This window comes from Microbacterium sp. ARD31, assembly GCF_031844425.1.
The window spans coordinates 192,711-202,966 of sequence record NZ_JAUZVE010000012.1 but is presented as its reverse complement, the minus strand read 5'-3'; the positions used below and the strand labels follow the sequence as shown (position 1 = coordinate 202,966).

Sequence of the window (10,256 nt, the reverse complement as noted above, 5' to 3'; positions counted from 1 at the left end):
CCATGCAGCGGCGAAGACTTCGTACTTGGAGAGCATGGTGCCGCTAGTGTTGATACGCTCAAAGATGTCGGGCAAGTTCTCCTTGGGCCCCGAGTAGATCAGAACCGGAACCTGCAATTGGCGAAGATCAACGCGACGCTCGAGGTGCTTAAGAAACTTGGTGGCAGAAGGTGTCAGGGCCTTCAACTTGGTCGCCGTCCACGAAGGCCAACCCAGTCCCTCAGCGATGGCCTCCAAGAGCGTGAGGTGGTCAAAGCCTTCCGAGATGTCAGGGCGTCGGGTCTCGCGCATCCAAACGACGATCTGGTCCCGCAACACATCTTCATCGAGTGTGCTCGGTCCAATCTTTCTGAGCGCGGCCAGTAGTGCGTCGAACTCCGGACCGTCCACGACGTCGATAGAGGCATAGAGAAGCGAGTTCTTGAGGTGCTCGGTTATAGCATTGGTTCGCTGCAAGCCATCAATAATCCCGTAGTTTGTGGCAGGAACAACTGACCCGTCCTCTAGAACCACGTCGATTTTGTCTGGCATCTCCACAAGCAGGAGGGATCCAAATGGGTAACCTCGCAGGATTGACTCGATCAATTTCTGCTGTTTAGCAGGAGGCCAAACGAGCCGACGTTGAAACGGAGGAATTGTAAAGACGACCGGGTTCTTCCGATCGATATCGACGGCGGATCCTGGCTCGGTCTTAGCGGTTCTGAGCGTATCCAGAGTCCACAGCTCCGTCTTAGTGCTCAATGCAATCTCCCTCTCCTGGCTGCAAGTGCGCGCACCTCACTTGTGTCCGAGGAGCCAGGCAAGCACGTCTGAGTTCCCCAGGTGCATGAGCGCACGACTAGATCGTTTGGCAGCAGCAACGACCGAGATCGCTGTGGCCCCGCTATGCGAAAGTACACAACGGAAGGTGCTTCCGTCCGACACTTCGCCGAGAACGGCGCGGCAGTTGGGGATACTGTCAAGTGGTAGGACTGAGGTCTGATTGCCCAGTACAGAGGACCAAGTTGTCGAGTGCGGAGCCGGAACGTCTAGCGCCGAGTGAGCAACTATCGCGCAAGATGGCGACTCTGGCCAGGCGGGACACCAGGCCGGAAGTTGAGTTGCGCCGTGAGGTCCATCGTCGCGGCATGCGATTCCGCGTCCAGGTCAAGGTGCCGGGCAACAACCGCCGAACCATCGACATCGCGTTCACGCGTGTGCGGCTCGCCGTCTACGTCGACGGTTGTTTCTGGCACGGCTGTCCCGAGCACCACGTGCAGCCGAGGTCCAACAGCGAGTGGTGGCGGTGGAAGATCGAACGCAACCAGGCGCGCGACGCCGACACTGAACGCGAGCTGTTGGCCGCCGGTTGGCAGGTTCTCCGCGTCTGGGAACACGTCTCCGCCGCCGAGGCAGCCGCAACTGTCGAGGATGCCTACCGGCTGAGGTCGGCCAGCCCCTCCCGGTAGACCCAGTCATGCCGCGACACGGCGAGCTCGCGACGTGCTTCGTGCAGGCTCATGTGGAACTTGTCGGCCCTGCTCGCCCCAGAGCCACCGATTTCCTTCGGAGGTTGTCGTCCAGGCGCTCGCACGGCGAGGCTCCCCGACGCCACCGCGGCGTCCAGCGCCGGGGTGCTGGCGATCCAGAACGCCTCGATCGACAGCGGTGTGAAGCCGCGCTTCCGCATCCGCGACCGTCCGCTGTTCGAGGGAGCGACCTTCTTGCCTTGGCGCGCCTTGAACTCCCGGTGCCAGGCGACGAAGGACCCGTCGTGGTCCATCAGCGCATCGCCCGAGACCACGAGGAAGCCCAGCCCTTGCTGGGCGACGCAATCTCGGACCGCCCGCTCGTCGTTGAGCATGAGCGCACCGCCCCGCTTGATGACCGATCCCGACGCGCCGAGCTGTCTCGCTGTATGTGCCTTGAGGTCCCAGACATGGTTCAGCGAATAGTCGAAGACCGTGTTCCCGAACCGGGTCCGGGATGGGCGTGGACTCGGTTGGAAGGAACTGGCAAGCACCTCTCGGCCACGCGCCTCGAAGTACCACCCTTGCCACTCGTTGTCGTTGGCTCCTCTCGCTCCGCTGGCAGCCAACCACTCGACGCAGGCCTTGCCGTCCCAGGTCTCGGCCTTCCACCCGTCGAACAGAGCAGCCGCCAAGGCTGCCCCCTCCGCAGCTGGGCTGGCGAGCAGGTCCGCTGCCGTGGTGCCCAGACGTCCGAGGCGGCGTTCCGCGCCTGCGAGGATCGTGTTGAGCCCCTCGAGCGAGATGGTCTCGCCGGTCGAGTAGCAGGTGTCCGTCCACGGCACGCCGAACTCGCCGGCGATGTCCCGCCCCAGCCGGGTCTTGCTCGAACGATCCAGTTCAGCCGTGGGAAGCAATCGGTCGGCGAGGTTGACGAGCACAGACTTGTGCTCCTTGCTGCCCGGGCCGAGCCATTCCTCCGGAGAGTCGGTCAGGCGCGCGATTCGGGTCACGGCCTCGATCTTGGAGACTGCCGGCTGGAACTCTGCCCAACCCGCGCCGTCCAGCGCCACCGGCCGTCCCGACTGCACGCGTTGCAGCTCGCCCACCTGGAACGCATTCGCGGCACCTTCGAGAAGGACGTTCAGCCCCGCCAAGTTCACCTTGTTGCGCACTGTGTGGAGGGCGGGCTCCCAGGTGACGTCAAGCCGTTGCGCGAGCTGCTCACCCATCACTGCATTGGTGCGGACGACGTCCACGTCGAGACCGAGTGCGTCGCGGAGGGCGACCAGCGCTCGCTTCTCCCCCCGGGACTGGTATCGGGCGCCCGTGAGGCCGAAGATGCGAGCGATCGCCTCGGCAGTTGTCTCGGCAGGGATGAAGAACTCTAGGTCGACCTGGTGGGAAGGCACGCGCCCAACTACACCAGGAACTCACTCCTGTGAAGGCGGAGTTTGATCAGTTCGCGCGAGCGAATCGGTCGTCCGGGTTAAGTGCGGCCGACTCCACCGATGCCACTACCTGGGGCGCTACTGCAGCGATTCCCTCGCGATGGGACAGCACGTACTCACGGAAGACGTAATAGGCGGCTCCGACATTCACACCGTTGCCCATCTGTTTGTACGACGCCGCGTCCTTTTGGACCACCGGGCCGTCGATGCCGGGAATCGTCCTGCGGAACTCGAACGTGTCAGGGAGCCCCTGGAGCCGTGCGGTCTCACGCGGCGTGAGGCGGCGCCGGTCGCCCAGGATCGACGTCTGGGTGATCGCGACCAGCGCCGGGACGTAGTCCGGTCGCTTCGCGCGAATGCCCGATGGACGGAAGTGCATGATCGTCTCGGACAGCGGCCGGTGGGGTCCCGCCTGCCACTCGAACTTGCGCCGCGACGCCGGGAAAGCGTCGAGCTGCATGCGGAACGTGTCGAGCACCTCGCGGTGGCGGTCGTAGAACTCGGCGTTCTTGAGGAGGAAGGTCGCCTTCCAGGCCGGGAACGGTGTCCCCTTCGCGGCTGCCACATCGATGAGGTCGGTGGCTGCCTCGAGCGGACGCCACTCGTCAGCCCAGATGGGAAAGCCCGGTAGCTTCTCGCCAGGGCCCAGCCGCTCGGCAACGGCGGTGAGTAGGCGGTCCCAGGTCTGGATCATCTTGACCTCGGCTCCGTCGAGCTCGTAGCGCTCGTCGACCTCGCCATCAGGTAGCAGAGGGAGGTCCTTCTCAAGATCCCATTGGTCCTTGCGCCAATCGATGTCGAGCGACGTGGACGACACGATCGGATCGTCGAAGTTGGCAGGGTCCTGAGCAGCCTCGACCCCGACGTAGTGCGCCAGGATGAACACGCGCTCGCGCACCTGCGGGCGGCCGCCCATCGAGCGTGGCAACAGGTGAGGGGAGAACACGGCCGGCTCGCTCGCCGTCCGATAGCCCAGCTCTCGCAACGTACGAACGATCGTCTTGAATGTCGTGTCCCGGTGGCGCGGACCCGCGAGGTTGCGGACGTTCTCGAGCATCACCACTGCAGGGCGCTTCTCCGGGTCCTGGAGGATCCGGGCGATGTTCCAGAACAGCGTCCCTCGTGTCTCGTCCATGCCACGTTGGAAGCCACTCTTCGAGAACGGCTGGCACGGGAATCCCGCGGCGAGCACGTCGGCGTGCGGGACCCGCACCTCCGGATCGGTGAGCGGGACGATGTCGCCACTGACTTGGAACGAGGACACGCCCTCAGGCATCGGCGCCCCGGACTCACGCAACGGGCGCAACCAGTTGTGGTCGTACACCGCCGCAGCGTCGGGGTCGATCTCGCTCGCGAACGCCCACGTTCCCCCAGCGGCGTGCAGCGCTGCGTGGAAGCCACCGATGCCGGCGAACAGGTCGCTGAAGGTGAAGGTCGGGATCGAGCTCATGTTCGAAGCGTAGGCCTCTCGGGCGGCGTTGCGACAGACGTGCGCGGCGTGTTGTGGACGAGGGCGGACCGCATCGCGCGGCCCGCCCTCGACATGTCGATCGCGTCAGCTGCAGCCGCTGGTGGACCCGCAGCCCTCGCAGACGTAGCAGGACCCAGCCGGGCGCATCTTCGTGCCGCAGGTCATGCAGAGCGGGGAGTCGACCGCCGTACCGGTGAGCTTCTCGAAGAGCTCGGCGGTGGTGTGGGCCGAGCCGGTGGTCACCTGGGCTGGGACCTCGCGGGCCTCGGAGCCGTGGGTGTCCTTGGTCTCGACCTCCTCGGCCTCGACGACCTCGACCGCGGCGGCGGATGAGGCAGCAGAGGTGAGCTCGGACGCCGAGCCGGTCTCCTCGACGAGGGGCTCGTAGGAGCCGGTCTCGAGGTGGCGCTGCCGCTCCTCGGCGGAGTAGATGCCGAGCATCGAGCGCTCCTCGAAGGACAGGTAGTCCAGCGCGAGCCGGCGGAAGATGTAGTCCATGATCGACTGCGACATCCGCACGTCCGGGTCGTCGGTGAGGCCGGCGGGCTCGAAGCGCAGGTTGGTGAACTTCGAGACGTAGGTCTCCAGCGGGACGCCGTACTGCAGGCCGATCGACACCGCGATCGAGAAGGCGTCCATCACGCCGGCCAGGGTCGAGCCCTGCTTGCCGAGCTTGAGGAAGACCTCGCCGAGCTGGCCGTCCTCGTGGGCGCCGGAGGTCATGTAGCCCTCGGCACCGCCGACGGTGAACGACGTGGTGCGGGAGACGCGCGACTTCGGCAGGCGCTTGCGGACCGGGGCGTAGACGACCTTCTCCACGACCTTGGTCTCGACCTCGGCGGCCGAGTCGGCGGCAGCCTTGTCGGCCGCGTCCTTCTTGGCCTTGCCGCCACCGTCGGCGAGCGGCTGGCCGACCTTGCAGTTGTCGCGGTAGACCGCGGTGGCCTTGAGGCCGAGCTTCCAGGACTGCAGGTAGACGTCCTCGATCTCCTCGACCGTGGCCGTCTCGGGCAGGTTGACCGTCTTGGAGATCGCGCCGGAGAGGAACGGCTGGGTGGCCGCCATCATCCGCACGTGGCCCATCGGCTTGAGCGAGCGGGCACCCATGGCGGTGTCGAAGACCTCGTAGTGCTCGGTCTTCAGGCCGGGGGCGTCGACCACGTGGCCGTGCTCGGAGATGTAGGCGACGATCGCCTCGATCTGCTCCTCCTGGTAGCCCATCTTCTTCAGGGCCCGGGGGATCGTCTGGTTGACGATCTGCATCGAGCCGCCGCCGACGAGCTTCTTGAACTTCACCAGGGAGAAGTCGGGCTCGATGCCGGTGGTGTCGCAGTCCATCATGAAGCCGATGGTGCCGGTGGGCGCGAGCACCGAGGCCTGCGCGTTGCGGAAGCCGTTCTTCTCGCCCAGCTTGATCACGTCTGCCCACGCCTTGCTGGCCAGCTTGTGCACACGGCCGTCCTCGGTGTGCAGCACGCGGACGACGTCGTTGGCCGCCTGGTGCTTGCGCATCACGCGCTTGTGGGCGTCGGCGTTGCGGGCGTAGCCGGCGTACGGGCCGACGATGCCGGCGAGCTCGGCGCTGCGCTTGTAGGACGTGCCGGTCATGAGGCTGGTGATCGCGGCAGCCATCGAGCGGCCGCCCTCGGAGTCGTAGCCGAGGCCCATCGCCATGAGCAGCGCGCCGAGGTTGGCGTAGCCGATGCCGAGCTGGCGGTAGTCGACGGTGGTCTTGCCGATCGACTCGGTCGGGAAGTCCGCGAAGCAGATCGAGATGTCCATCGCGGTGATGATGAACTCGACGGCCTTGGCGAACAGGGCGGCGTCGAAGGTGTCGTCGTCCTTGAGGAACTTCAGCAGGTTGAGCGACGCGAGGTTGCACGAGCTGTTGTCGAGCGACATGTACTCCGAGCACGGGTTGGACGCGGTGATGCGGCCGGTCTCGGGGTTGGTGTGCCAGTCGTTGATCGTGTCGTCGTACTGCAGGCCCGGGTCGGCGCACTCCCACGCGGCCTGGCTGATCTTGCGGAACAGGTCGCGGGCGTCGACGGTCTCGATGACCTCACCGGTCGAGCGCGAGCGCAGGCCGAACTCGGTGCCGTCCTCGACCGCACGCATGAACTCGTCGCTGACGCGGACGGAGTTGTTGGCGTTCTGGTATTGCACCGAGGTGATGTCGGCGCCGCCGAGGTCCATGTCGAAGCCGGCGTCACGCAGCGCGCGGATCTTGTCCTCCTCGCGCGCCTTCGTCATCACGAACTCCTCGATGTCGGGGTGGTCGACGTCGAGGACGACCATCTTGGCCGCACGACGCGTCGCGCCGCCCGACTTGATGGTGCCCGCGGACGCGTCGGCGCCGCGCATGAAGGAGACGGGACCCGACGCCGTACCGCCGGAGCTCAGCAGCTCCTTGGAGGAGCGGATGCGGGAGAGGTTGAGGCCGGCACCGGAGCCGCCCTTGAAGATGAAGCCCTCCTCCTTGTACCAGTTGAGGATCGAGTCCATCGAGTCGTCGACGCTGAGGATGAAGCAGGCCGAGACCTGCTGCGGCGACGGGGTGCCGACGTTGAACCAGACGGGGCTGTTGAAGGAGAAGTACTGGTTGACCAGCAGCCAGGTGAGCTCGTGCTCGAAGACCTCGGCGTCGGCGTCGGTGGCGAAGTAGCCGTGGTCGATGCCCGCCTTCGTGTACGTCTTCACGACGCGGTCGATGAGCTGCTTGAGGCTCCACTCGCGGGCGTCGGTGCCGACGGCGCCGCGGAAGTACTTGGTGGTGACGATGGTGGAGGCGTTGACCGACCAGAAGTCGGGGAACTCCACGCCGCGCTGCTCGAAGACGGTCTCGCCGGTCTTCCAGTTCTGCTGGACGACGTCACGACGCTCCCACGTGATGGCGTCGTAGGGGTGCGTGCCCTCGGTGCTGAAGACGCGCTCCAGCTTCAGGCCCTTGCCCTTCGCGCCCCTGCGGGTGCTCACCGTCTCGGTCATGCCATCTCCTGTGGTGGTGGTTGAACATCGCGAGTCTTCTCGCGGGTGCTTGGTGAGCCCGGCAGGCAGCTTCCCCACTACCTGCCGGGCCGTCTGGGGTCAGCCCGTCTGGGCTGTCTGGCGCTCGAGACGCAGCATCGCGATCTCGTTCTCGAAGTCGTCCGCGGACTCGAAGGCCCGGTAGACGGAGGCGAAGCGGAGGTACGCCACCTCGTCGAGCGCCCGCAGCGGCGCCAGGATCGCGAGGCCGACGTCGTTCGCGTCGAACTCGGCCTGGCCGCTCAGGCGCAGCGCGTCCTCGACCTCCTGGCCGAGGCAGGCGAGCTGGGCGTCGGTGACCGGGCGGCCCTTGCAGGCCTTGCGGACGCCGGCGATCGCCTTGTCGCGGTTGAACGGCTCCGTCGCGCCCGAGCGCTTGAGCACCGTGAGCTGCATCTTCTCGACCGTGGTGAACCGGCGGTCGCAGGCGCTGCAGGTGCGGCGGCGGCGGATCGAACCGCCGTCGTCGGCGACCCGGGAGTCGAGGACCTTGGTGTCCTCGTTCTTGCAGTAGGGACAGTGCATGCTGGTCCTCCTTCCGGGCGCGCTTCACACACCTGTAGAACAGGGTGCGGACTGGGGATGTTCCTGTGGACAACTAGCCTGATGCTGTGCGGTTCGCCCTCTGGCCTGTGCACCAGATGTGGATAACTACAGCGGTGTAACTACTAGATGTAGTGGTAACCGTACGCCCCGACCACGAGGTCTGACAAGCGAACGACGGACTTCGTCGGAGGTTTTTCTCCGCCTCGGTAAAGCCGCAGGTCAGAGGCTCCTGCGACCTGGTCAGGGCGGCGTGTCGGGGGTCTCGGTTGGCCGGTTCGGCTCCCCCACTCAGGCCACATCGGCCACAATGATCCCCGTGTCCACGGGGAAGAGAGCAGGCTCGCGTCGAGCGGCTCCGGCACCCCGGAAGCTGAACAAGGCAGCGCTCCTCCTCGGCGCCGCGATCACCGTCTGCATCGTCGCCTGGGGCTACCTCGTCTACGCCGCCATCGACTTCGGTACGGCGGCCCGCGGGGGCTCCGGCAGCTCGGCCTGGCTGTTCATGGGGCTGGCCTGCCTCGGGGCGATCGCGTGCCTGTTCGTCGGACTGCTGCTGGTCGCTCGACTGACGCGGGTGCTGGGCATCACCGCTCCCCCGCCGTCGTCCGACGAGCCCCCTCGCCCCGTCGGCGGCAAGCGCGCGGCGCGCTAGGTCGAAGGTTGCTCGCATCATGTGGGAGCGAACATCGACATTGGAGTCTCCGGCCCGACCTAGGGGCCTCCGGCTCCACTGATCAGCCTTCCTGGCGCACTACTCCAGGACGAGCTGCGGGAGGGCCTCGAGGATCTCGAGGTCTTGTTCTTCGCCAGGGACCCAGATCGTGGACGGGATCTCCTCCGGTTGGCCGCCATCGACCGTGAAGCTCGCGTCGCCGTACTGGGTGTCGACGCTGACGGCGACCTCGCCGATCTGCGCGAAGACATGGGCGACGTCGAGGTCGGGATATGGCGCACCCGGGCTCGTCGTGGTCTTTGAGGTGCCATCGCCGAAGTTCCAGCGGTAGGCGATCGGGCGGGCGCTGACGATCACAGTTCGTCCGAGCAGTCGGACCGGGATGTCGGTCAGCTCGGTGTTCGTCGTGTAGAAGTTCGTGTCCAAGTTGACCAGGGTCTTGCCATTAGGCGGTTGCACGACCAGGTTCGACGATGGCCAGTCCAACTCCTCGAACGCTCTAATGACTAGCGTCCGAATCGGAGGGTCTTCGACGACAGCTGCCTCCCCGGCAGTCAGGCAGGCGAGCCCCATCCTCCGGCCGTCCTGGAAGACCGCGTACAGCGTTCCAATCACCCCTCCGATCGTGCAGATACGAGGATTGGCGCACGCCTCTGGCTCGCCCGACGTTCCGTCCTTGCAAAGTTGATAAATCACCCACTTGGACTGCGACTCGGCCTGCTGCGCGGCTTGCAGGGTGGTGCCCGTGTACTCACACTCGATTGACACGCTGTAGAAGTTCACCACCTCGTAGCACGCCTCAGATCCGTCCCCCGAGTCGTCGGCCGAGTGCGCCGCGCTCGACAGAGATGCCACCAACAGCACGAGCGCAAACACCCGACCGAGGGCCCACACCGTCTTCATGATGCGAGTTGAGTGAGCTGGATCAACCGCCAGGGAGCGGCGGCATTTAGCCGCATTCGGTAAGTGACTGTTCCACCTGGGAGCCGCTGCTCGTCGCCACCTGCCGACTCCTTGTAGACGGTGGGCGACGAGCGGACGGTAACGTCCAGAGTCTTGCGCCCGTCCGCGGCGGACTGATCGACGATCCGTTGGATGGTCAGGCCGTCGGTCTTGACGAAGCCGCCGGCTTCGTAGATGGAAGCGACCCTTGCAGCGACAGACATACACGTCTTGCACTTAGACGAAATCTCCTCGTAGGCGCCCGTTTCACCGGTGTTCTGCATCTCCCGGTCGACTTCCACCCACCGCCGAACAAACTCCTCCGGGCTCTCCGCCTCCGGCGTCTCCGAATCGGTGGGCGTGGGCGTCGAGGAGGACGTCGAAGGCTCGGGCATCTTCGGAGTGGGTTCAGCCTCGTCGGAGCAGCTGGCCAGGAGGAGCGGGAGCGCGAGGGCCAGCGCGAGCAAGCGGCGTACGTGCATGAGGTGCCTTCCCGAGAACAACGTCAGCAGGCTGAAACTACCCACTCCCGAGCCGGTGGAACCACCCCGAAGGCAAAGCCTGTGGACGGAGAAGATCGTGGAAGGTCCGAGTCATCCGGTGGCACGGATCTTCCACGATGTCGAGGGAATCACCGGATATCTGTGACTCCAGCGCCGGGAGCGGCGGGCCACTCGACCGCGATGTGGGGTGGTTTC

The 10,256-nt window shown here is 65.6% G+C and carries 9 protein-coding genes; 2 read left to right on the top strand and 7 right to left on the bottom strand.

Annotation, left to right across the window (positions count from 1 at the left end; genetic code table 11):
* The coding region (locus tag Q9S36_RS25430; RefSeq protein ID WP_311287621.1) for a DUF262 domain-containing protein at positions 1–741 on the bottom strand (741 nt) is incomplete at its 3' end.
* Between the two features lie 221 nt (positions 742–962).
* On the opposite strand from Q9S36_RS25430, the gene Q9S36_RS25425 reads away from it, so the two are divergent.
* Positions 963–1,448 carry a very short patch repair endonuclease gene (locus tag Q9S36_RS25425; protein ID WP_396653843.1) on the top strand — a complete coding sequence of 162 codons (486 nt, stop codon included), beginning with the start codon at positions 963–965 and terminating at the stop codon, positions 1,446–1,448.
* On the opposite strand, the gene Q9S36_RS25420 is transcribed toward Q9S36_RS25425, so the two are convergent.
* From Q9S36_RS25420 to nrdR, 4 genes are all read right to left on the bottom strand, one after another.
* Positions 1,415–2,860, bottom strand: coding sequence for a hypothetical protein (locus Q9S36_RS25420; RefSeq protein WP_311287619.1), 1,446 nt, complete (start codon positions 2,858–2,860; stop codon positions 1,415–1,417). The genes Q9S36_RS25425 and Q9S36_RS25420 overlap by 34 nt on opposite strands.
* A 46-nt stretch (positions 2,861–2,906) precedes the next feature.
* Entirely contained in the window at positions 2,907–4,349 is a 1,443-nt protein-coding gene (gene dcm / locus Q9S36_RS25415) for a DNA (cytosine-5-)-methyltransferase (protein ID WP_311287618.1), read from the bottom strand.
* Positions 4,350–4,454: 105 nt separating this feature from the next.
* Positions 4,455–7,358 (bottom strand): vitamin B12-dependent ribonucleotide reductase, encoded by a 2,904-nt coding sequence (locus Q9S36_RS25410; RefSeq protein ID WP_311287617.1) that lies wholly within the window; start codon positions 7,356–7,358, stop codon positions 4,455–4,457.
* Positions 7,359–7,457: 99 nt separating this feature from the next.
* Complete coding sequence (gene nrdR / locus Q9S36_RS25405; RefSeq protein WP_311287616.1) at positions 7,458–7,922, bottom strand: transcriptional regulator NrdR; 465 nt, start codon at positions 7,920–7,922, stop codon at positions 7,458–7,460.
* A 337-nt stretch (positions 7,923–8,259) separates the two neighbouring features.
* On the opposite strand from nrdR, the gene Q9S36_RS25400 reads away from it, so the two are divergent.
* Complete coding sequence (locus Q9S36_RS25400) at positions 8,260–8,595, top strand: hypothetical protein (RefSeq protein WP_311287615.1); 336 nt, start codon at positions 8,260–8,262, stop codon at positions 8,593–8,595.
* 99 nt (positions 8,596–8,694) lie between these two features.
* On the opposite strand, the gene Q9S36_RS25395 is transcribed toward Q9S36_RS25400, so the two are convergent.
* Together Q9S36_RS25395 and Q9S36_RS25390 are read right to left on the bottom strand one after the other, a co-directional pair.
* Entirely contained in the window at positions 8,695–9,519 is an 825-nt protein-coding gene (locus Q9S36_RS25395) for a PKD domain-containing protein (RefSeq protein ID WP_311287614.1), read from the bottom strand.
* Positions 9,516–10,040: a hypothetical protein gene (locus tag Q9S36_RS25390; protein ID WP_311287613.1), complete on the bottom strand. Its 525-nt coding sequence runs from the start codon at positions 10,038–10,040 to the stop codon at positions 9,516–9,518. Before Q9S36_RS25390 ends, Q9S36_RS25395 begins: the two co-directional genes overlap by 4 nt.
* Positions 10,041–10,256: the final 216 nt, after the last annotated feature.